Source organism: Flavobacterium sandaracinum (assembly GCF_004349135.1).
Lineage (GTDB): Bacteria > Bacteroidota > Bacteroidia > Flavobacteriales > Flavobacteriaceae > Flavobacterium > Flavobacterium sandaracinum.
In genome coordinates, this window is record NZ_SMFN01000003.1 from 75,553 (window position 1) to 98,153 (window position 22,601).

Annotated in this window: 18 protein-coding genes; 12 read left to right on the forward strand and 6 right to left on the reverse strand. The window is 34.7% G+C overall.

Annotated elements, in window-relative coordinates; translation table 11 throughout:
- Positions 1 to 231: 231 nt before the first annotated feature.
- The 6 genes from E0F91_RS03635 to E0F91_RS03660 form a co-directional block, all read right to left on the reverse strand.
- Positions 232 to 597 carry a response regulator transcription factor gene (locus E0F91_RS03635; protein WP_066081531.1) on the reverse strand — a complete coding sequence of 122 codons (366 nt, stop codon included), beginning with the start codon at positions 595 to 597 and terminating at the stop codon, positions 232 to 234.
- A 154-nt stretch (positions 598 to 751) separates the two neighbouring features.
- Positions 752 to 3,103: a response regulator gene (locus E0F91_RS03640; protein WP_132064996.1), complete on the reverse strand. Its 2,352-nt coding sequence runs from the start codon at positions 3,101 to 3,103 to the stop codon at positions 752 to 754.
- Between the two features lie 11 nt (positions 3,104 to 3,114).
- Positions 3,115 to 3,537, reverse strand: a complete 423-nt coding sequence (locus tag E0F91_RS03645) for a response regulator (RefSeq protein WP_132064997.1) — start codon at positions 3,535 to 3,537, stop codon at positions 3,115 to 3,117.
- A 21-nt stretch (positions 3,538 to 3,558) separates the two neighbouring features.
- Positions 3,559 to 3,969 (reverse strand): response regulator, encoded by a 411-nt coding sequence (locus E0F91_RS03650; protein ID WP_132064998.1) that lies wholly within the window; start codon positions 3,967 to 3,969, stop codon positions 3,559 to 3,561.
- 4 nt (positions 3,970 to 3,973) lie between these two features.
- Complete coding sequence (locus E0F91_RS03655) at positions 3,974 to 4,702, reverse strand: sensor histidine kinase (RefSeq protein ID WP_132064999.1); 729 nt, start codon at positions 4,700 to 4,702, stop codon at positions 3,974 to 3,976.
- 6 nt (positions 4,703 to 4,708) lie between these two features.
- Positions 4,709 to 7,027 (reverse strand): PAS domain-containing protein, encoded by a 2,319-nt coding sequence (locus E0F91_RS03660; RefSeq protein ID WP_132065000.1) that lies wholly within the window; start codon positions 7,025 to 7,027, stop codon positions 4,709 to 4,711.
- 695 nt (positions 7,028 to 7,722) lie between these two features.
- Between E0F91_RS03660 and ppsA the strand changes: the two genes are divergently transcribed.
- From ppsA to E0F91_RS03720, 12 genes are all read left to right on the forward strand, one after another.
- Positions 7,723 to 10,143, forward strand: a complete 2,421-nt coding sequence (gene ppsA, locus E0F91_RS03665; RefSeq protein ID WP_132065001.1) for a phosphoenolpyruvate synthase — start codon at positions 7,723 to 7,725, stop codon at positions 10,141 to 10,143.
- Between the two features lie 11 nt (positions 10,144 to 10,154).
- Positions 10,155 to 10,910, forward strand: coding sequence for an SDR family oxidoreductase (locus E0F91_RS03670; protein ID WP_132065002.1), 756 nt, complete (start codon positions 10,155 to 10,157; stop codon positions 10,908 to 10,910).
- 294 nt (positions 10,911 to 11,204) lie between these two features.
- Complete coding sequence (locus E0F91_RS03675) at positions 11,205 to 11,477, forward strand: zinc ribbon domain-containing protein (protein WP_132065003.1); 273 nt, start codon at positions 11,205 to 11,207, stop codon at positions 11,475 to 11,477.
- 70 nt (positions 11,478 to 11,547) lie between these two features.
- Entirely contained in the window at positions 11,548 to 12,537 is a 990-nt protein-coding gene (locus E0F91_RS03680) for an NAD(P)-dependent oxidoreductase (protein WP_132065004.1), read from the forward strand.
- Positions 12,538 to 12,630: 93 nt separating this feature from the next.
- Positions 12,631 to 13,740 carry a site-2 protease family protein gene (locus E0F91_RS03685; RefSeq protein WP_132065005.1) on the forward strand — a complete coding sequence of 370 codons (1,110 nt, stop codon included), beginning with the start codon at positions 12,631 to 12,633 and terminating at the stop codon, positions 13,738 to 13,740.
- Positions 13,721 to 14,875 (forward strand): phospholipase D-like domain-containing protein, encoded by a 1,155-nt coding sequence (locus tag E0F91_RS03690; protein ID WP_132065006.1) that lies wholly within the window; start codon positions 13,721 to 13,723, stop codon positions 14,873 to 14,875. The genes E0F91_RS03685 and E0F91_RS03690 overlap by 20 nt, the downstream gene beginning before the upstream one ends.
- A 484-nt stretch (positions 14,876 to 15,359) precedes the next feature.
- Positions 15,360 to 16,421, forward strand: a complete 1,062-nt coding sequence (locus E0F91_RS03695) for a reverse transcriptase domain-containing protein (RefSeq protein ID WP_132065007.1) — start codon at positions 15,360 to 15,362, stop codon at positions 16,419 to 16,421.
- 172 nt (positions 16,422 to 16,593) lie between these two features.
- The gene (locus E0F91_RS03700; protein ID WP_132065008.1) at positions 16,594 to 17,499 is read left to right on the forward strand and encodes a J domain-containing protein; all 906 of its coding nucleotides are present in this window, start codon (positions 16,594 to 16,596) and stop codon (positions 17,497 to 17,499) included.
- Between the two features lie 2 nt (positions 17,500 to 17,501).
- Complete coding sequence (locus E0F91_RS03705; protein WP_243698831.1) at positions 17,502 to 17,789, forward strand: chaperone modulator CbpM; 288 nt, start codon at positions 17,502 to 17,504, stop codon at positions 17,787 to 17,789.
- 186 nt (positions 17,790 to 17,975) lie between these two features.
- The gene (locus E0F91_RS03710) at positions 17,976 to 18,809 is read left to right on the forward strand and encodes a universal stress protein (RefSeq protein WP_132065010.1); all 834 of its coding nucleotides are present in this window, start codon (positions 17,976 to 17,978) and stop codon (positions 18,807 to 18,809) included.
- Positions 18,810 to 18,959: 150 nt separating this feature from the next.
- The gene (locus E0F91_RS03715; protein ID WP_132065011.1) at positions 18,960 to 19,958 is read left to right on the forward strand and encodes a sodium:calcium antiporter; all 999 of its coding nucleotides are present in this window, start codon (positions 18,960 to 18,962) and stop codon (positions 19,956 to 19,958) included.
- Positions 19,959 to 19,969: 11 nt separating this feature from the next.
- Positions 19,970 to 22,543: a cation-translocating P-type ATPase gene (locus tag E0F91_RS03720; protein ID WP_132065012.1), complete on the forward strand. Its 2,574-nt coding sequence runs from the start codon at positions 19,970 to 19,972 to the stop codon at positions 22,541 to 22,543.
- The last annotated feature ends 58 nt before the right edge of the window (positions 22,544 to 22,601 follow it).

Consider the following 22,601-nt stretch of genomic DNA (forward strand, 5'->3'; position numbering starts at 1 on the left):
AAATAGAAACCTCGCTTATAATTTAAATAATCGAGGTATCTATTTTATGATTTATATTTTTTGCAAAAATTAATAGGATATGTATTCTTATCAAAAACTAGGGTTTATTTCAAGATAGGAATACTTTTTATTTTCGAAATTAAGTAAAAGAACTGACTCACATAGAGGTGCTGCACTACATAATTACAAGAAAATGTATTGGTAACCTACTAAAACAAATTGTCCTACTTTTTATTTCTTGAGCAGCAAGCGTTTTACTCTAACAGATAATTCATTCGGACTGAATGGCTTTGTTATAAAGTCATCTGCTCCAAGCTCAAAAGCTTCCAAAACTGTTTTCTCCAGTCCCACTGCGGACAGCATTATTATTGGGATGTTTAATTTTAACTCGATTTTTACTTTTTTGACAATATCTAAACCGGTTACAAATGGCATCATAATATCTGAAATTATTAAATCTGGATTTTCAGAAACAATTTTTTCTAAAGCAATCTGACCATTTGGACATAAAAGGACTTTATATCCTTCTCTAACCAATTTAAATTCCATAGCTTTTGACATCATTTCGTCATCCTCAGCAACTAAAATTGTTTTCATACTAACTGGTTTTATAGATTCAAACTAAAAGCAAAACAATTTCATTCTCCTATGACTTAATTTTTCAGGAGAATTAATTTACTAAAATAAGATTATTCACAGTGCCTTAAACGCATTTTCATCAAATGACAACACTTAAATCTCCCATTCACTATTAAAGCGCAACCACTTCCTGTAATTCGTTAATAGCCAACTGGCAAATCTCGTTTAAATTAATAACTTCATTTATTCTTGTTGATCCCAGAGGATTTGTTTCAATTTCTTTTTCAATAATGTCAACACATTGAGATGCTTTGATCATCCCCAACAAACTGAGAGAAGACTTAAGCTTATGAATTTCTTCTTTCAAAATCTTGATGTCATTATTATCATTAGATTTCAGAATTATTTCCATTGTTTCAGGTGTATTTTCTAAAAAAAGCGAAATCATCTCTTTGATAAAATTCTCATCACCTTCTGAAAAATCTTTCAAATATTTAAGATCAACTACTTTTTCTGTTGTTAGTTCTTCTTTTTTTGTGCCTAAAGAGTGCATCGTATCCCTTTTACTTATATCTAAATTTAGATATAATTTATTCAATAACACATCAAAATCATAGGGCTTAGACAAATAATCATTCATTCCATTTTCAATACATTTTCGTTCTTCCTCTACCGTGGCGTGCGCTGTTAATGCTATAATTGGAATCATAGATTTTTCTCCCATATTGGACCTAATGTATTTAGTGAGTTCAATACCATCCATTTCAGGCATTTGAATGTCTAATAAAATAATATCATAAGCTGTTTTTTCTATTTTTTTAATGGCTGTGTTTCCGTTATCAGCAACATCAATTTCTTTTCCCCATTTTTCAAACACTTTGATTGCTAGAAGCTGGTTGAGTTCGTTGTCCTCCACTAAGAGTATTTTTACCTCCTTTAAGAAATCTGGAGATGTGGTTTTATTTGTCAATTGAGGCGAAATAGTAATTCCTTTTTCCGCTTTTTTATACACTAAGGAAAAGGAGAATTCACTTCCCTTAGCAACTGCACTGTCAACACTAATTTTTCCTCCCTGCAACTCCACAAGTTTGCGTGTAATTGCAAGACCAAGTCCTGTTCCGCCATATTTTCTTGTTGTTTCATTTGATGCCTGATTGAAACTTTCAAATATGGAATCTACTTTATCACTTGGGATACCAATTCCAGTATCGATAATTGAAAATTTCAATTTACATTCTGATACTGTTTCCTGCACTTCGGTAACTACTAATTCGACAAAACCTTTTTCAGTAAATTTCAGTGCGTTCCCCAATAAGTTTACTAATATTTGAGATAACTTCGTAGGATCACCAATTAGATTATCACTTATTTTAGCATCAATATCGTATAATAATTTAATTTTCTTCTCTTTTGCATTTTGAGCCAATAACTCAATTACAGAATAAATTGTTTTTGATAATGAAAAGTTCACCTCTTCGAAAGTCATTTTATCTGCTTCAATTTTAGAGAAGTCAAGAATGTCATTAATAATAAACATCAAGTTTTGACTGGCTTTTTTAATGGCCTCTACACTCTGCTTTTGGTTATTATCTAATTTTGTACTTTCTAAAATTTTGGCAAACCCAATAATCCCGTTCATAGGAGTCCGGATCTCGTGACTCATATTGGTTAGAAACTGTTCTTTTATAACTACTGCTTTTTCAGCTAATTCCTTAGCTTTTATTAGCTCTGCTTCTGTTCGTTTTTGTTCAGTAATATCTTGAATGGTACCTAGTATTTTGCAAGGTTTATCTTTTTCATCATTCAAACATTTAATAAATTGCTTGATGTATTTTACAGTTCCTTTTTTACTAGTGATACTATGATGGAATTGCACTTCCGTTTTTGTTTCTTTAACATGCTTTAGATTCGTTTCAAAAAGGGCTAAGTCTTTGTCATCTGTAAAACAGGATTTAAAAAAATCTACTGACACAGTCTTCTCATTTTCAACTTCAAAAATAGTAAAAAACTCATCTGAAAAATAGACCTCATTGTTGCTTAAATTGACTTCCCAACTTCCTATTTTTGCTAATTTTTGAGCTTCAAGAAGTCGATTTGAATTGACTTTCAGCGCTAGTTCAGTAACTTTTCTGAGTTTTAAACTCTCATGCAATTTAATGGCATTCCTGATGCTTTGAGACACTCCATCTGGAGTCAGTAACGTTTTTGGAATATAATCTGAGGCACCACTTAATATTGCTTGACTAGCGATTTTTTCGTCTCCCTGTGAGGTTACAAAAATTACAGGTGTCTCAATATCTAAATCTCTAATTTTTTTCAAAAAAGAAATTCCATCGGTATCGGGCATCATGTAATCTAAAAATATTAAGTCATACTCCAATTTTGTAATTTTTTCGATACCTCCTTTTGCTGAAAAAACGCTATCTACTTCTGCAATTATACCAGATTGCGAAATGGAACGAGTGATAGTGATCGCGTCGATTTTATCATCGTCAATTATTAATATTTTTAAAACTTGGGCCATATAGTATGCTGTTATTTTTGACTAGAAAATTCGATAATATTCCAATAATCATTGAGGACTGTCATAAATGAGTTTAGAGTTTGGCTTTCGAATGACATGGGAATATAGCCTGCAATATTCAAATTCAAAGCTGCTACTTTATTTTTATCAGTTTTTGAATCTGTAATTACAAAAACTAAAATTGATTTTAAATCGGTATGATTTCGTATCGCATTCAAGAACTGTAATCCTTTATTATTTGTACTATTGATATCGATTAAAATTATTTTAGGTATAGGAATTATTTTTTCAGAGCCATCCAACATAGACCAAGCCTCCTTTTCATTGGCAGCGGAAAATAAAGTATATTTTACGTCTATTTCTGAAAAAGATTTTCTGATGTTTTGGATTAGAGACTTTCTATTATCAATCAGCAGAATACTTGCATTTCCCATAACAAAAATGAGTTGGATATATTAAAGTTCACATAATTGCCAGAAATTCTTGAGAGTAGCTACTGAAGTCAAAAACTTTTCAAAAGAAAGTGGCTTAAGAATATATCCTGCAACATTCAAATTGTAAGCATTTATCTTGTCGCTATCTTCATTTGAAGTGGTCATAACAAAAACAGATATGTTTTTAAGTTTCTCGTTTTCTCTCATTATCTTCAAAAACTCAATCCCATTCATTTTAGGCATATTAATATCAAGAATGATAATTTTTGGCAGCGGAATAATTTGATTTTCTAGCATTTCGAGTGCTTCCACCCCATTTCCTGCAACAAATAGTGGGTTCATGATATTATTTTTAGAGAATGCTCTTTTTACATTCATCACATCTACTTCATCGTCTTCGACCAATAAAATATTTACCAATTTTTGGTTCATAATTTTAATTTTTTAATATTATTATTTTAGGCCAAATTAATGTAAAAATTGAGCCATTGTTTATACCAGCAGTATATTTAATTTTTCCTCCCACTAATTTCATGATTTTACAACTAATGGCTAATCCTGCTCCTGTTGTATCCACCACATCTTTAGAATTAACAGTATAAAAAATAGAGAAGATTTTAGACACTGCTTGTTCTGGTATTCCGGGTCCATTATCGCTAACTTTTATTTCATAATCGGTTTCGGTTTCTAGAACCTCAACGCCTACTTTTCTATTTTCCTTATCGTGAAATCGGACAGCATTATCGAGTAAGTTCATCAACACTTTCTGTAATTTAGCACCTAAAGTTACGCAATTTTCATTAACCAGTGTAGAGTTTAATGTAAATTCAATAGTAGAATTAGTATCAAATAACGCAATGCTATTTGCAATCATTTTTGAAATGTTCACTTCATAAAATTCTAATTCGAATCTATCAACTCGAGAAAGTTCCAACAGTCCATTCATCATATTTTCCATTCGATTGACCCTGTTTTTCAACAAGCTTAAGTTGGCAATCACCTCTTGATTTTCAACTGCACCCAAATCCTCTTCAATCCACGTGGTAATATTTGAAATTGCCCGCATAGGCGATTTTATATCATGTGAGACGATGTAAACAAATTCTTCAAACTCTTTCTTTAGGGCTACTAATTCCTGTTTACATTTATCTTCTTCTTCCTTCATCTTTATTTATTTAGGGAATGTAAAAACGAAACTACATCCTTCATTTTCTTTAGATTCAATATGTATATTTCCTCCTTTTTCTTCAATAATTTTTTTCACAATAGACAAACCTATACCTGTACTCTCTTTTACATCGCGTGCCTCAATAGTTTGAAAAACTTTAAATACTTTTTTATGGTATTCTATTGCAATCCCAGGACCATTATCTTTTATACTAAACTGATGAAAACCGGGCAGGGATTTATACTGGCAGTCTATTTTACCTACCGCCTTATTACTGTACTTAACAGCATTACTAATCAAGTTACTAAATACTTGCTGCAAAAGTATTCGTTCGGATTCAATCTCTGGAAAGTTTTTACCAATCGTGATTTCAAAGCCTTGTTTTGGAACAATAGAATCTATAATTTGACTTAACATCAATTTTAAATCAATCTTTTCCTTTTCGATTTCAGTACGACCTATGCGCGAATATTCTAGAACTCCATTGATTAAGTTTTCCATACGCAACACGCGTCCACGAAGTAGGTCAAAATTAGCGCTAACGGTCTCCGGCATACCTGGCATATCTTCGACAATCCATTCTGACAAATTATTAATGGCTCGAAGTGGCGCCTTCAAATCATGTGAAACTACGTAAGCAAACTGATCGAGTTCGTTGTTTTTTTTACTCAAATTTAGTAGTGCATTATTTAAGTTTGCTTCCGCATTTTTTTGATCCGTGATATCGGTGCTTATTGAAATGTATTGATACGGCTTATTTTTTTCGTCCAAAAAGGGAACAATGGTTGCTTTTTCCCAATAATAAGAACCGTCTTTAGCTAAATTTCTCGTTTCGCCTTTCCAAACATCCCCGTTAACAATTGTTTTCAAAATTTGTTTAGAAAATTCTTTGGGAAAATGCCCCGTAATAGTGCGTTGATCTTTGCCTATTAGCTCATCTTTAGTATACTTAGAAATGCTACAGAAGTTATCATTTACAAACGTGAGCAATCCTTGTTGATCTGAAATAGATACAATTGCTGATTCATCTAAAGCAGATCGTATGTCTCTTATTTCTTTTGATTTTTGAATGATTTTCTGCTCTGCTAAGGTGATCTCCGTAACATCCTGAATAATTCCTTTTAACTCAATCACCTCCCCTTTTTCGTTTTTAAAAGGTTGTCCAATTTCTAGAATATGTTTGACTCTTTGGTCTGGAAATACGATTCTATATTTGATTTTAAAGTCTTTTCCTGTTTGTATAACATTCTCACTTACTTGGTCCAACTTTACTAAATCATCCTTGTGAATTCTGTTTCTATATTCTTTATACAACTGATCCGAAGACAATTGTTCCAATTCAAAAATACGATAATGACCTTCAGACCAAACAAGATTATTAGTAACTAAATTAAATTTCCAGCTCCCAATTTTAGCAATATGTTGCGACTCCTCTAATAACTTATTCCCATCGATTAAATGTTGCTCGGCTTCTTTTTCCTTAGTCACATTTCGAGCAATACAGTATAAATTTCCAGTTGTAGGATCTGGTGAGGTATTCCAGCTCAGTATAATATAATCTCCATTTTTGCAACGAAAACGGTTCTCAAAACTAATCGTTAACTCCCCCTTTGATAATTTCTCTACTTCTTTGTAGGTTTGAGCCAAATCATCAGGGTGCACAAAATCAACAAAAGGAGTTCCTTCCAATTCTTGTTTAGAATAGCCTAAAACCTTAGTAAATGCAGGATTGACTTTATAGAATAATCCATTCACATTAGCGATGCAAACCAAATCTTTAGACAGATCAATAAAATTTTGCATTTCCTTTTGAGATTCTAGGAAGTCTAAATGTTTTTTGCGTGAATCTAATAAGGCAACAACTTGATCAGCTAGCAATTTCAGAGCGTTTTTTTGTTTATCGTTAAGAGCCCTAGGTTCCGTATCGATAACACAAAGTGACCCCATATTAAGTCCGCTTTTAGTTCGAAGTGGTGCTCCGGCATAAAATCGGATATTGGGACTACCCGTGACCAATGGATTTTCCGAAAACAGTTTGTTTTCAGTAGCATTCTGAACTTCAAAAACGTCATCACCTAAAATAGTGTATTGGCAAAAAGATATTTCTCTAGCTGTTTCTGACACATCTATCCCTACTTTTGATTTAAACCATTGTCGGTCTTCATCTATTAAACTGACTAAAGCTATAGGAGTTCCGCAAATAAAAGAGGCTAACTGCGCGATAGAATCATATTCTTTTTCAGACAATGAATCCAGAATAGCAAAGTCTTTCAGTTCTTGGAGTCTTTCAATTTCATTTTCCGGTTTTGGATCTACATTCATTAAAATGGGTATTTTCTTTACTATTACTGATCAATAATTAATCGGTACTGATTAATTATTTAGGTTTAAGTTCATTGTGCACTACTTCTAATTGGAAAAACAATTGGTCTGGCTACAAAAATAAAATTAATTTCGAATTAACAGAATCGTAACTGCTTAAATTTATAGTAATCCATAAAAAAATACTCCTTTTTCAGATTATTTTCAAAAAACAAAAAAACAAAATTAGGAAAAATAAACACATCTACTCAAGAACACTTTTTTCTGCAATTAAAAACTTTTTGTGAAAGTCATAAGTACAGTATTTCGATTAGTAACTTTATTTTATTTGTGTTCCTTTTTAATCCTTTTCTCCTAAAATAAAGACCAGTAGTACCGATTATTAGATATTCAAAATAAAAATTACAATAAGCCTCTCGATAAAATACATATTATACTGATAAACAGCAATTTATAAAATAAAAATGTCGTTTTATTTTAAATTATAAAAAATATTTGTCTAAATTTACGCTATTCGTTTAGCTAGATGAAGCTCCTACTACTTCCCGCTAAAAGCTTAAAATGATTCCTAAATTCCGAGCATAGCTTTGAATTAAAAAATTTATGGTTGTGATTAAAAAACAAGCTCCTGTTTTTTTGACTATTACTATTTGACGTACCCAATTTAATACCCTTTACCATTAAAAAAAGACGCCATGAAAACATACAAGTACATTCTGTTTTTCAACGAAATAAATATTGATGCAATTGACAAAGTAGGTGGCAAAAATGCATCGCTTGGGGAAATGTACAATCAACTCAATCCAATTGGTATTACTATTCCAAACGGATTTGCCGTTACTGCCGAAGGGTATCGGCTATTTCGAAAAACCAATGGTTTAGAAAAACTACTGCAAGATTTATTGTTGTCTTTAGATACCAAAGAATATTCAAATCTTTCGCTTATTGGAGAAAAAGCTAGAAATCTCATTCTATCTGCAGCTATTCCCGAAGAAATACGGGATGAAATAAAACTCGCTTACGAATCGCTGAGTAAGCAATGTGGCACCTCAAATCTAGATGTCGCAGTACGAAGTAGTGCCACATCTGAAGATTTACCCACAGCAAGTTTCGCAGGACGAATGGAGTCTTTTCTTCATATTAATGGAGAACAAGAATTACTGTCCACTATTCACCGTTGTTACGCTTCGCTGTTTACAGATCGTGCCATAAAATACCGTCACGACATGGATTTTACTAAATTAGACATTGCTATTTCTGTGGGTGTTCAACAAATGGTTCGAAGTGACAAAGCGGCTTCTGGCGTCGCTTTTACAATTGATCCCGATAGCGGATTCGAAAATACCATCATCATCAATAGTATTTGGGGACTGGGAGAAAATATTGTTCAAGGCACTGTTACACCTGACGAATGGATAGTATTCAAACCTACATTAGCAAATCCGAACGTGATTCCCATTTTAAAAAGACAGTGCGGCCAAAAAGAATTTACGATGATCTATAAAGATAGAGTCGCAGGTTCAGCTGCTGAAAATACCATTGTTAATAAAGATACTTCATTGGAAAAACAAAAACAATTTTCGCTAAACGACAAAGAAGTCATTCAACTGGCACAATGGTGTTCAAAAATTGAAAAACATTATAAAAAAGCAATGGACATTGAGTGGGCCAAAGACGGTTTAAACAATCAATTGTACATTGTGCAGGCACGTCCAGAAACCGTTCATGGAAAAGCAAATAAGCAACTGCGAGAAATTTATAAGCTCAAAGAAAAAAGCACTCTCCTAGTTCAAGGAATCGCATTAGGTGATAAAATTGCTTCTGGTAAAGCGCGAATTCTAAACAATCCGCAAGAGGGCTATTTATTACAAAATGGGGAAATAATCGTAACGGATTTGACAAACCCAGATTGGGATCCCATCATGAAACGAGCCGCAGCAATTATCACTAATAAAGGAGGCCGTACCAGTCATGCTGCTATTGTGGCTCGAGAACTAGGAACCGTTGCTGTGGTGGGTTGCGGAGATGCCACTTCAGTGCTAAAAAATGGTCAGGAAATTACCGTATCCTGCGCCGAAGGTACAACAGGAAACATCTATGATGGACTGCTGAAATGGGACATTACAGAGCGGGATTTTAGTGCCCTAAAAATGCCAGAGACGCATCCCATGCTCATTCTGTCTGATCCCGAAAGAGCGTTTGAGTTAAGCCATTATCCCAATCAAGGTGTGGGTTTAATGCGAATGGAATTTGCGATTTCGAATACAATCAAAATCCATCCTTTGGCATTATGCGAACCTGAAAAAATAACCGATGAAAAAATCAAATCTGAAATAGCAGCATTAACAAAAGGATACGAAGATCCAAAAAAATATTTCATCGATAAACTCGCCGAAGCGGTAGCGATTGTTGCAGCCGCTTTCTATCCAAAAGAAGTAATTGTGCGCATGAGTGATTTTAAAAGCAATGAATACGCCAACCTCATCGGAGGAAAATTTTATGAACCTAACGAGGAAAACCCCATGATTGGTTTTCGTGGCGCTTCCCGTTATTACAGTGATTTTTATCGAAAAGGGTTTGCTTTAGAATGTGAAGCCATGAAAAAAGTGCGCAACGAAATGGGACTTCTCAATGTAAAATTGATGATTCCATTTTGTAGAACAGTAGAAGAAGGTGAAAATGTATTAGCGGAAATGACAAAAAATGGTTTAGTACAAGGCGTCAACGGATTAGAAGTATACGTGATGATTGAAATTCCAAGCAATGTATTGATGGCTGCTGAATTTGCAAAACTCTTTGATGGATTTTCAATTGGTTCTAATGATTTAACCCAACTCACCTTGGGACTGGATCGTGATTCAGCCTTAGTCAGTTATTTGTTTAATGAGGAAAATCCAGCAGTCAAAGCGTTGATAAAAGAAACCATTCGGGTCGCCAAGCACTACGAAATAAAAGTGGGACTCTGCGGACAAGCACCCAGTGACCTTCCTGAATTTGCCAAATTTTTAGTGAACGAAGGAATAGATAGTATCTCATTTAACCCAGATGCATTGATAAAAGGAATTGAAAATATTTTAGAAGCAGAACGGCAATCCAAAATAAAAATTATCATTTAAAAAAACAAATCATGGAAACAACATTCAAGAATAAAGTAGCATTAGTAACCGGAGGCGCATCAGGAATCGGTAAAGCAGCAGCACTAGCTTTTGCCAAAAAAGGAGCAAAAGTAGCCATAGCTGACTGGAAAGAAAATGATGAAATGGTAGACCTCATCAAAGAACTGGGCAGTGAAGCTATTTTCATCAAATGTGATGTCTCAAAAACCGAAGATGTAAAAGCGATGGTGGTGCAAACAATTGCCGCCTTTGGTCGATTGGATTATGCGTTCAACAATGCCGGAATCGAAGGAAATACTGCTACAACCCAAGAATGTACAGAGGAAAATTGGGATAAAACCATCAGTGTAAATCTAAAAGGAATTTGGCTTTGTATGAAATATGAAATTCCGGAAATGCTCAAAGAAGGCAAAGGAGCCATCGTCAACTGTGCATCAGTGGCTGGATTGATTGGTTTTGCCGGATTGCCGGCCTATGTAGCTTCTAAACATGGAATTGTGGGACTCACCAAAACCACAGCATTAGAATGTGCCAAACAAGGAATCCGAGTAAATGTAGTTTGTCCCGGTGTTATTCAAACCCCAATGATTGACCGACTGACCGGGAAAACAAAAGAAGCGATAGAACAATTTACTGGTTTAGAACCCATTGGCCGTTTTGGTCTTCCAGAAGAAATAGCTAGTGCTGTTATTTGGCTGTGCTCAGATGAAGCCTCCTTTGTAACCGGACATGTTATGGCGGTAGACGGTGGGTTTGTCGCACAATGACAACTAAAACATTTCAAACTGTATCCAGCAGAAACACATTTAAACACTTATCTGCCTGTATTTGTGAATTAAATTAGAATTTTTAAATAGACGATTCAAAGCGCCATTAACTACTCAATAATCTGAAAATCAATACCTAAAAGCGCTCGTCGTTTTTAAATTAAATCGATTACGCAGTACTTTTTGCGAAAGCGAAAATCTAAAAAAGGATAACGAATTGACAAAATTGTTTACCCAGAAAAATAAATTAGAAACAACATAAAGAAAGAAAGCTAACTATTTAAATCAACCCACATGGAAAACACACCTTTTTGTCAAAGTTGCGGAATGCCACTGACTACAGAAGAAGCGAAAGGAACAGAAAATAATGGCCTAAAAACGAGTGAATATTGCCGGTATTGTTATGAGGACAGCCACTTTAAAAACCCGGAAATGAACTTGGAAGAAATGAAAAAAACCGTAAAAATGCACATGGAGAAAAAAAAACTTCCTAGTTATATGGTTCAAAAAGCATTGAATATTTTACCCGTATTGAAACGTTGGAAAAACAAACAATTTGTTATTTAATCCTTTTATTTCATCCCTTTAAGTGTTTAAAAAATATTTTAGCATCACAAATGATATTAAAAAAAATAAAATGAAAGTATTAGTATACAGCATCTTTGGCTTTGAAAAACCATTTATTGAAAAAGCAGCTCATGGAAACCACGAGTTGGTTTTTACGGAGCAGCATTTGGATGAAAGCACGGCGTATTTAGCTCAAGGATTTGATGCCGTTTCGCTGTCTAATTCTGATGTGGCTTCAGAAGCAGTTTTGCAAAAACTCTACAACTGTGGTGTTAAATACATTGCGTTGCGGGGAGTAAGTTCTGATTTTATTGATGTTCCAAGGGCAAAATCTCTGGCGATGAAGGTCGCAAATGTACCCAGTAATCCCCCTTATTCCGTTGCTGAGCATGCGGTTGGTTTGGTATTGGCACTAAACAGGAAATTGATCTTGGGACAACGATTAATGGACCTTGGAGATTATCGAATGAATCATTTAGTGGGTTTTGATTTGCACGGAAAAACAGTTGGTATTATTGGAACCGGAAAAATAGGTGCAACTTTTGCACGAATTATGCATGGATTTGGTTGTAAAATTGTCGCCTTTGATAGCCAAGAAAACAAAGAGCTGCTAGCTGAAATCCCAATATCCTATTTGACATTCGAGGAAGTTTGTGCTGCCGCTGATGTGCTGTCCATACATTCTTTTTGGAATAGTTCATCTAAAATTTTGTTTGACAAAACTCAATTTTCGTTTTGCAAAAAAGGAATTATTTTTATTAACACAGCACATTGGAAGTTCGTAAATACCGAAGATTTAATAGAAGCAGTAGAGAACAAAACCCTTGCTGCTGTTGGTCTAGACGTATATGAAAAAGAAGAATCCCTATTCTTTATAGAACATACCGAAGCTCCCATTACAGACCTTTTGTTTTTGAAACTCCGCTCCTACCCTAATGTCTTGATTACGGGAAATCAAGGTTTATTGACGAATGAAACGCTGGCAGGAATTGCCCATACAACGATTGCCAATTTAAATGCTTGGGCGTATAATGGTATTTCGGAAAATGAAATAAGTTGATGGAAAACTTCTGTTTATTTTTAAAAATAAAAACAGCATATTTATCCTTAGAACTTGATTATTTATCAAAACAAACTCCTAAAAAATCACCCAATGAAAGGTTCCTTTAAACTCGGAAAAATAGCAGACATAGGCATTTTTGTTCATTGGACATTCTCATTACTGATTTTGTTTATCATTTTCATTAATTATCGTTTAGGACAAAATGCGACTCAAATACTGTGGTCAGTTGTGTTTATTTTGAGTATTTTCATAACTGTAGTAATGCATGAATTAGGCCATGCTTTGGCAGCAAAAAAATACCACATAAATACAAAAGACATCACCCTCTTGCCCATAGGCGGTTTAGCCCGACTCGAAAAAATTCCTGAAAAACCCATCGAAGAATTAATTGTGGCTATTGCGGGCCCTTTGGTAAACATCACTTTGGCACTGATAACCGGAATTTTCATCACCATACCTAATACTTCAGAACAACTGATGGCTGAATTATCCAGTGGGGTCAATGCCAATAATTTCTTTCTGAATTTCTTTTTTGTGAATTTCTGGCTGGCTGTTTTTAATTTAATCCCAGCGTTTCCTATGGATGGCGGCCGCATTTTACGTGCTATATTATCCTTCAGATTACAGCGGCATATTGCAACCCGAATTTCGGCGCGTATAGGTCAATTTCTTGCTTTGGGATTTATACTTTTAGGCTTTTTCACCTCCCCTTTTTTAGTTATTATTGGTATTTTTGTCATTATAGGCGCTCAAGTTGAAGCGGATTACACTGAATCTAAATTTATGCTGAAAGGATTTAAAGTCCATGACGTAATCATGAAAGACTATCCCAAAATTGAGGCTACTGACACTGTAAAAACTGCCGTTGCATTAGTTTTGAATAGTCAAAATAAGAATTTTTTAATCACGGAATCAGGTATTCCCGTTGGAACACTCAATCGAGATCAAATTATAATGGCCCTTTCCAATAAAGGGGAAGAAGAATTTATATCCAATGTTATGGACAGGAATTTGATTTTTCTTGATGCGCATTCACTTCTGGAAAATGTTTTTGAACTCATACAACTGCATAAATCAAGATTAATACTCGTTATGGAAAATAATGAAGTTGCTGGAACTTTGGACCTCGAAAATTTAATGGAATTTATTTTGATTAACGAAGTTACTATAAATAAAGCGCATGATAAAAACTATCGATAGTTCTACAGTCCCAAAAAAATTAGAGTTGGTTCACAGTGGCGAAGATTACTTTTCCCGTTTAGAAGCTATTATACAACAGGCAAAATTTGAAATCCACCTACAAATGTATCTTTTTGAAAATGATACCACAGGAAAAAGAATTCTTACTGCATTGAAAGAAGCCGCGCTTCGCAAAGTTGAAATTTATGTACTTCTGGATGGCTTGGGTTCTTTGTCCTTTCCGGCTGAGGTGATAAAAGAACTCAAATATAGCGGAATACATATTCGTTTTTTTGCCCCTTTATTTTCAACCTACACTTTTTATCTTGGACGGAGATTGCATCGTAAAGTTCTTGTCGCTGACGCAAAAGTTGCGCTGGTGGGCGGCATAAATATTGCAGACAAATACCGTGGGTCCGTCACCAAAAAACCTTGGCTGGACTACGCCGTTCAAATAAACGGAGAAATTGCAAAACCGCTTCAACAACTTTGTCACGACATTTATTTTAAGAAAAGACACTTTCAAAATAAAAAAATAAAATCAGCATTTCAATACCAGCAAGATACTTCTGTTCGCATCCTTCAGAATGACTGGTTAAAAGGAAAAAATGAAATTTGTGACAGCTATATAAAATCCATAAGGCACGCCAAAAAGGAGATCATCATTGTGGGCAGTTATTTTCTTCCAGGAATCCGGATTATTAGAGCTTTGAAAAAAGCGTCAAAAAACAAAGTAACCATCAAATTGATTTTATCCGGTAAATCAGATCTTCCAATGACAAGACGGGCCACTTGCTTTTTGTATGGAAAACTTCTCCACTATAACATTGAATTATACGAATGGAATCAATCCATTTTACACGGAAAAGCAGCTGTGATTGATGGCAAATGGTCTACAATCGGTTCTTTTAACCTGAATAATTTGAGTTCCTACGGAAGTCTGGAAATGAATGTCGAAATACAATCGATTTCCTTTTCAGCACGATTTCAAACACACCTCAATGAAGTTATTGAACAATGCCAAAACATAACTCCCGAATCTCTGAAAACCAAAACTACAGTATTAATGAAATTCATCTATCTAGTTTCGTATGGTATCACCAGAATAGTAGAATTAATAGTCACTTACACCCCTTACAAACGATTCTATAATTAAAAAACAATTAATTGATTCAAATTCTAAATTCTAAAGCTAACAGGATTTAAATTAAAGTTAAAATTTTTAAAAATTTTATGTACTTACTTCATTTTTTTTTGTAAATTTATATATATAACAACTTAACAATTAAGCTTTTAAATCTATTTTTTATTGATTTATGATTTAAAAAAAATGAAGCCACACCGAAAAAAAACCGATAAGAAAGAGGATTGGATCCAAAAAGATTTTGAGAGACAAGTTCCGAAATTAGACTGTAAAAAAATATTTGTGCCTAATCAGGATGAATTATTTTTTTAATTCATTTTTAAAAGAAATTTGTTAGCCCAGGTTAGCGATGGAGCCGTGAGTCACTGTTCTGTAATTGAATGTTCTTTCAAGCACCAGGTTTAAAAGATTCTCCGCAGAGCTCCGAACTTTTAAACCGGTTTTCTTAATTGGGATAGAGATATAAAAGTCTCTATCCCATTAAAAATTTATTTCTATGGATTTTACACATTATAAAGATGCGTTTATTAAGGAAGCCCATAAAACAGGTTATTCCCTGACCAATATTCAACGTTGTCTGGATTATGCCGAGGCTTTATTTTTACATGAAGTACCAGTGATTTATAATCCTTCTCATTTATCATCGCTTGTGGGATATAAAAAAGAATACCTGAAAAAAGCATCGTTGTTTCCTAACTATTTTTATCGTGATTTCGAAGTTGCTAAAAAAAATGGTACTAAACGACTCATTTCTGAGCCGCTTCCCAGTTTGAAGGAAATACAAATTTGGATACTCAGAAGCATACTATATAAAGTGCCTATCAGCCCTTTTGCTAAAGCATACAAACCAAAAGTAACATTGATGGAAAACTTGAGATTCCACAAAAAACAACCTAAAGTTTTTACGCTGGATTTAGAAAATTTCTTTCCCTCAATTCGCATGGAAACTGTACAAAATGTATTCCTAAAATTGGGATATTCCAAAATAATATCAAAATTCCTGACCAGATTGTGCACTCGAGACGGAACTTTGCCACAAGGTTCTCCCACGAGTCCCTATCTTTCAAATCTCATTTTCAAACAAGCTGATGCCGAAATTGCTTCGTATTGCAAAGATTATAAAATTCGCTATACCCGTTATGCCGACGACATGAGTTTTTCTGGCGATTTCGATGAGAATGAATTGCTTCAAAAAGTGACAGAAACCGTTGAAAAAATGGGGCTTCGAATCAATGCAAAAAAAACCAACCTGATGACGCCAAATATGCGACAAACGGTTACTGGTATAGTGGTAAATCAGAAACCACAAGTTATTTTCAAAAAACGCAATGAATTGAGACAAGCCCTCTATTACATCCAGAAATTTGGTTTTGAGGAACACCGCGAATATAAGGAGATTGACCAAAAGAATTACTTAGAACATTTATTAGGGAAAATAAATTTTGTGCTCCAAATTAATCCAAAAGATGCTGAATTCATAAAGTACAAAGCCGTACTTTTTGATTTAAAACACAAAAAAGGTATAAAAACCATAGACAATGAATTTTTTCCAATATAAAACGGAAAATACATTTACAACTTATAATTGATTTTTGATAGCTTATTTCTAATTCATCTAATTGTAACCCCAGTAAAGTACAATAACTTTAAAAATTAAGTGAATTTGAATTGAAAAATCACAAGAATAGAATTGAAATACACAAGAAATCAAAAAGAAAAACACAAGCGCAATGGCATTCATAGACTATTATAAAATCCTTGAAGTGGACAAAAAAGCAACCGAAGCCGAGATTAAAAAGGCCTATCGCAAACTTGCGCGTAAATACCATCCCGATTTAAATCCTAACGACAAGGAAGCCGAAAAAAAATTCAAGGAAATCAATGAAGCAAATGAAGTTTTGAGCCATGCGGAGAATCGTAAGAAATATGATGATTACGGCGAAAACTGGCAACATGCGGAAGAATTTGAAAAATCCAAACAGCAACGACAATACCATGAAAATGGACAACAAGGCGGTTTTAGCGGAGGAGGATTCAGTGGCGGTGGTGATTTCTCTGATTTTTTTGAATCGATGTTTGGTGGTAGAGCCTCTGGTGGCGGTGGCCGTAGGAGTGGGCAGTTCAAAGGACAGGATTTTAATGCTGAACTGCATCTGGAACTTAAAGACGTGTTCACGACGCACAAACGCACATTGACTATTAATGGCAAAAACATTCGCATTACCATTCCTGCTGGTGTCGAAAACGGGCAACAAATAAAAATTAGCGGCATGGGTGGTGAAGGCTCTAGTGGCGGTCCCAAAGGTGATTTGTACCTTACGTTTACAGTAGCGAATCACACTAATTTTAAATTGGATAAGCACAACCTTTATTCAACAGTCGATTTAGATTTGTATTCTGCGCTATTGGGTGGCGAGATTACCGCTGACACTTTTGACGGAAAAGTAAAACTGACCGTAAAACCCGGAACCCAGAACGGAACAAAAGTTAAACTGAAAGGAAAAGGATTTCCTGTGTATAAAAAAGAAGGAGAATTTGGTGATTTGTACTTGACTTATCAAATACAAATCCCAACTAATCTTTCTGAAAAAGAAAAAGAATTATTCACGGAACTCGCTACGCTAAGAAAATTATGAAAATGGAAAACCTGATCCCGATACCTGAATTGTGCATTCTTTATACTGTGGAACTGTCTTTTTTCACCAACCTCAGCGAAATGGGTTTACTCGAAATTAAAACGATTGAATCTAAGGAATATATTGATTCGGATGCAATTTATGAAATCGAAAAAATAATACGTATTCATAAGGAATTAGACGTAAACATAGCAGGAATTGATGTAGTTCTTAATTTGTTACAAAAGATTGATGGTTTACACAATGAATTAAATACGCTGAGAAACAGACTGCGATTGTATGAAAGTTAAATAAGCCCGAAATTTAATACGCTAGTAAAATGATACCGTCAAGCTATTTTTAAAACTAAAGTTAGATTGTGGTTGTCAAAGAAATGACCTATATTTAATGATGATATGGCAAAATATAGACAAAACCAACATCTAAAATCTCGAAATATAAACAATAAATAACTATTTTAAAAAATTTGAACCTTTATGAAAACACTACTTGTACCTACAGACTTCTCCATTCCAGCTGATTCCGCTATAAATTATGCAATGCACTTAGCAGTACTTTGGGATGCTTCATTAATTTTGTACCATAGCTTTATTCCTTTTGAGAGTGGTTTTTATTTGCTTTCAGTGAGCCAAAAAGAAAATCTCGAGAATGAAAAAAAATTAATGGATAGGCTAGCTACCATTCAAAATAATATCTTGAAAAAAAAACCGTCTCTCTCCATATCAATTCACGTTGATCAAGGTCCTGAAGGTATAAAAATTATTGAATTTTGCAAGAAAAAAAAGGTAGATTTGATAATAATGGGTACTAATGGCGCCAGTGGTTTGAAAGAACAATTAATAGGTAGTTTTACCGCTGAAGTCATGACTAAAGCAACGTGTCCTGTTTTAGCCATACCAAATAAATATAAATTCAGAATTCCAAAAAAAATCACATACGCCACTAATTATAGTAAAAAAGATAAAAAGGTTCTCGAGACATTATTAAAGTTTAACGAGGTATTCAATGCTTCCATTAACGTTTTACATATTGATTGGGGTCTAACATTTTTTACAGCAGATGATGACTTTACAAAATATAAAAAATCAATTCAAAATTATTTTAAAGACTTCGAATTTTCGTTCAATCACAGTGCAGGAAAGGATATTACAAAAACCATTTTAGAGGAAACCTTAATAGATAACACTGAAATGATAGTAATGAATCCGTTAAAACGAAAAGGAATGTGGGACCGATTATTTGAGAAAAGTGTAACTAAGAAAATGGCTAATCATATTCCTTTTCCGTTGCTAACAATTCCAACAAAATAATATCGCTGGGCACTTTTAAGAAACTAAAATTTTCCCTAAAAAGAGAAAAAAAATAATTACAATTCCTGACATAAGATCTCCCTACATTATTATCTACAAAAGTAATATTGCAGGTGAAATAAGAGAAAATAACGAAATAATTATTTTGAGATGAATTCTTTATATTTTGATAGTATAGGTTTCTTGATAGCAACCGCAGTGATTGTAGCAACAGGTTCTAGGCTTTCTAAGTACGGCGATATGATGGCAGATATCATGGGTTGGGGGAAAATGTTTATGGGAATAATTCTTTTGTCATCCGTAACATCGATGCCAGAATTGATGAACGGAATAAGTTCAGTAGTATTTTTGGATGCTCCGGATTTAGCCGTTGGAGATATTGTAGGAAGTTGTGCATTTAACATCCTAATAATCTCGATTATGGATCTATTTTATGATCATAAGAAACCCATCACAGCTGCAGCACAAACAGGACATGTCATTGCCGCTTCGTTTGGAATAATACTGTTGACTTTACTGGCTTTTGCGATCTTGATGCCCAATACTTTTGGGACTATCTTTTGGATTGGAGAATTCAGTCTTTTGTTTCTTGTCTTCTATTTAATTGCCATAAGAGTAGTGTTTTTATACGATAAAAAAGATAGAAAAAAAAGAGAAACGGAGGAGCATTCCTATTCCCTTACTTTAAAACAAGTAGTGTTGAGATATACATTCAATGCTATTATTCTGATGGCTGCCGCGATGGCACTGCCTTATTTTGGCGAACACCTTGCAGAGGCCAGTGGCTTGGGACAAAGTTTCTTTGGAACATTATTCATTGCCGCTTCCACTTCATTACCAGAAGTAGTCGTATCAATTGCTGCTATACGGATGGGAACTATCGATTTGGCGATTGGAAATGTTTTTGGAAGCAACATTTTTAATATCGCCATACTCGCCTTTAACGATATGCTGTACACCAAAGGTCCTATTTTACAATTTACAAGTCCCAATCACATTATACCCGTCCTTGGCACTATTATTATTACGGCAATAGGAATTATAGGAATTGTCTTTAAGGAAGAAAAAAAATGGAAACTCGCCATTGACACAGCCTTGATTGCATTAGTTTATGTACTTATGATGGGTCTATTATACTATAAAAGATAAAAACTAAAGCGATGAACTGGCACCTACTCCCACTTTCCGAAATAATCTTGTTGTTGAATACAACTCCAAGTGGCCTCAATTCAATTATAGCCTCAGAGCGCTTGAAGGAGTATGGCCAAAACCAAATTGAAGATTCGAAAAAGAAGAGTATTTTCAAGATGATTCTTTCTCAGTTATCCGATTTTATGATTCTGATTCTGATCGCGGCAGCAATTATTTCGGGAATTGTAGGAGATCTTACAGATACTATTATTATTCTTGCTATCATTATTATTAATGCTGTCGTTGGATTCATCCAAGAATTTCGGGCTGAAAAAGCGATGGAAGCTTTAAAAAAAATGGCAGCAAATCTTGCGCGTATTTTGCGGGAAGGAAAAATGATGGACGTACCAGCTTCAGATTTGGTTCCAGGGGACGTTGTCGTGCTTGAAGCTGGTAATATTATTCCGGCAGACATCCGTTTTTTTGAAACTTATCAAATAAAAGTCGACGAATCTGCCCTTACCGGCGAATCCAATAATGTAGAAAAAAACATAGAGGAACTTTCTAAGGGAAATTATGCGTTAGGTGATCAAACTAATATGGGATTTAAAGGAACCTACATCACCAATGGACGGGCGCTAGCTTATGTTGTAGCAACGGGAATGCAAACTGAACTAGGCCATATTGCTAAAATGATTCAGACAAGCGAAACCGATACACCTTTACAGAAAAGATTAGCCGCTTTTGGAAAACGATTATCAGTAGGCATACTCCTTATTTGTACGGTTATCTTTCTTTTAGGATGGCTGCGTGGCGAACCCATTTTAGTGATGTTGATTACCTCTATTTCTCTCGCTGTAGCCGCTATACCAGAGGCTATGCCTGCGCTCGTTACTATTGCACTTGCATTTGGCGCTAAGCGATTAGTAAAAAGTAATGCTCTAATCCGGAAATTACCAGCTGTAGAAACATTAGGATCCGTTACCTACATCTGTTCAGACAAAACGGGAACCTTGACGTTGAACAAAATGACCGTACAAGAGGTTTATGAAATAAAAGACCAAAAATTTAATTCTGTTTTTACCGGAACTAGTGGATTACTTAATGCAATGGCTTTAAACAATGATGTTTCTAAAGATAAAGATGGGCTATGGCTTGGTGACTCTACAGAAGTTGCCCTAGTACAATATGCTTACGATAAAAATTTGGAACGAACTTCTTTGGAATTAAACTTCCCACGAATTGCAGAATTACCTTTCGATTCAACGCGAAAATGCATGACAACTTTGCATAAAACAGAAGATGGAATTGTCGCTATAACAAAGGGAGCTGTAGATGTATTACTGCATAAACTTGTGGATAATCAAAAATCACTCATCCCTCAATTAGAGCACGAAGTAAACAACATGGCTGAAAAAGGGTATCGCGTTTTGGGATATGCAATGAAATCATTTCAATTCTTGCCTGAAAAATTAATTGCTGCCGAAATAGAAAACTCCCTCACATTTATTGGATTTGCCGGAATGATTGACCCCCCAAGGGAAGAGGCAAAACAAGCAGTAGCAGAATGTAAACAAGCTGGCATAATTCCTGTCATGATTACTGGAGATCACAAACTAACTGCAAAAGCTATTGCAAAGCATCTGGGTATTGTCACTTCAGATGAAGATTTAATAGTGACCGGTACGGAGCTATCGGCACTGACGATATCGCAATTTGAAGATATTGTTGAAAAAGTCAAAGTATATGCTCGTGTAAATCCTGAACAAAAATTAGAAATTATAAGTGCTTTACAGAGCAAAAATCAATTTGTGGCAATGACAGGCGACGGCGTAAACGATGCACCAGCTCTTAAAAATGCCGATATTGGAATCGCCATGGGAATCAATGGGACAGAAGTTTCAAAAGAAGCATCCCACATGATTTTGCTCGATGATAATTTTGCTACTATTGTCATAGCTGTGCGACACGGTCGAAGAATATTTGATAACATTTTGAAATTTATTAAATATACCATGACGAGTAACAGCGGAGAGATTTGGGCTATTTTCTTGGCTCCGTTCTTGTCGTTACCAGTACCTCTAATGGCAGTTCATATCCTTTGGATCAATTTAGTGACTGATGGTTTGCCAGGTTTAGCTTTGGCGTCAGAACCGTCAGAAGCAAACATTATGAATCGTCCCCCAAGAGATCCGAAGCAAAATATTTTTGCTGGTGGAATGGCAGGACATATTTTATGGGTAGGGTTTTTAATGGGCTTGGTAACTCTTGGTATGCAAGCTTGGGCAATACATCAGGAAAATACACACTGGCAAACGATGGCGTTCACCGTTCTTTGCTTTAGCCAATTAGGACATGTAATGGCAATCCGATCTGATAGAGAATCAATTTTTAAAATAGGAGTGTTTACAAATAAACCTTTGTTAGGTTCTTTAGTTTTAACTGTTGCGCTTCAACTGATGATAATTTACACGCCTTTTTTTAATGAAATTTTCAAAACGCAACCACTCACATTAAATGAGTTGCTAGTCACATTGGCAGTATCAAGTATTGTTTTTTGGGCTGTGGAAATAGAAAAATGGATTAAAAACAGAAAAAGATAGTTTAATAAGAGTTTTTATTCTCTTCCAATTATATTATTTCTAAGGAAATTCAATCTTT

Coding starts and splice junctions, on each gene's coding strand:
- E0F91_RS03635 (WP_066081531.1), bottom strand. CDS start 597: ATGAAAACAATTTTAGTTGCTGAGGATGACGAAATGATGTCAAAAGCT.
- E0F91_RS03640 (WP_132064996.1), bottom strand. CDS start 3,103: ATGGCCCAAGTTTTAAAAATATTAATAATTGACGATGATAAAATCGAC.
- E0F91_RS03645 (WP_132064997.1), bottom strand. CDS start 3,537: ATGGGAAATGCAAGTATTCTGCTGATTGATAATAGAAAGTCTCTAATC.
- E0F91_RS03650 (WP_132064998.1), bottom strand. CDS start 3,969: ATGAACCAAAAATTGGTAAATATTTTATTGGTCGAAGACGATGAAGTA.
- E0F91_RS03655 (WP_132064999.1), bottom strand. CDS start 4,702: ATGAAGGAAGAAGAAGATAAATGTAAACAGGAATTAGTAGCCCTAAAG.
- E0F91_RS03660 (WP_132065000.1), bottom strand. CDS start 7,027: ATGAATGTAGATCCAAAACCGGAAAATGAAATTGAAAGACTCCAAGAA.
- ppsA (WP_132065001.1), top strand. CDS start 7,723: ATGAAAACATACAAGTACATTCTGTTTTTCAACGAAATAAATATTGAT.
- E0F91_RS03670 (WP_132065002.1), top strand. CDS start 10,155: ATGGAAACAACATTCAAGAATAAAGTAGCATTAGTAACCGGAGGCGCA.
- E0F91_RS03675 (WP_132065003.1), top strand. CDS start 11,205: ATGGAAAACACACCTTTTTGTCAAAGTTGCGGAATGCCACTGACTACA.
- E0F91_RS03680 (WP_132065004.1), top strand. CDS start 11,548: ATGAAAGTATTAGTATACAGCATCTTTGGCTTTGAAAAACCATTTATT.
- E0F91_RS03685 (WP_132065005.1), top strand. CDS start 12,631: ATGAAAGGTTCCTTTAAACTCGGAAAAATAGCAGACATAGGCATTTTT.
- E0F91_RS03690 (WP_132065006.1), top strand. CDS start 13,721: ATGATAAAAACTATCGATAGTTCTACAGTCCCAAAAAAATTAGAGTTG.
- E0F91_RS03695 (WP_132065007.1), top strand. CDS start 15,360: ATGGATTTTACACATTATAAAGATGCGTTTATTAAGGAAGCCCATAAA.
- E0F91_RS03700 (WP_132065008.1), top strand. CDS start 16,594: ATGGCATTCATAGACTATTATAAAATCCTTGAAGTGGACAAAAAAGCA.
- E0F91_RS03705 (WP_243698831.1), top strand. CDS start 17,502: ATGGAAAACCTGATCCCGATACCTGAATTGTGCATTCTTTATACTGTG.
- E0F91_RS03710 (WP_132065010.1), top strand. CDS start 17,976: ATGAAAACACTACTTGTACCTACAGACTTCTCCATTCCAGCTGATTCC.
- E0F91_RS03715 (WP_132065011.1), top strand. CDS start 18,960: ATGAATTCTTTATATTTTGATAGTATAGGTTTCTTGATAGCAACCGCA.
- E0F91_RS03720 (WP_132065012.1), top strand. CDS start 19,970: ATGAACTGGCACCTACTCCCACTTTCCGAAATAATCTTGTTGTTGAAT.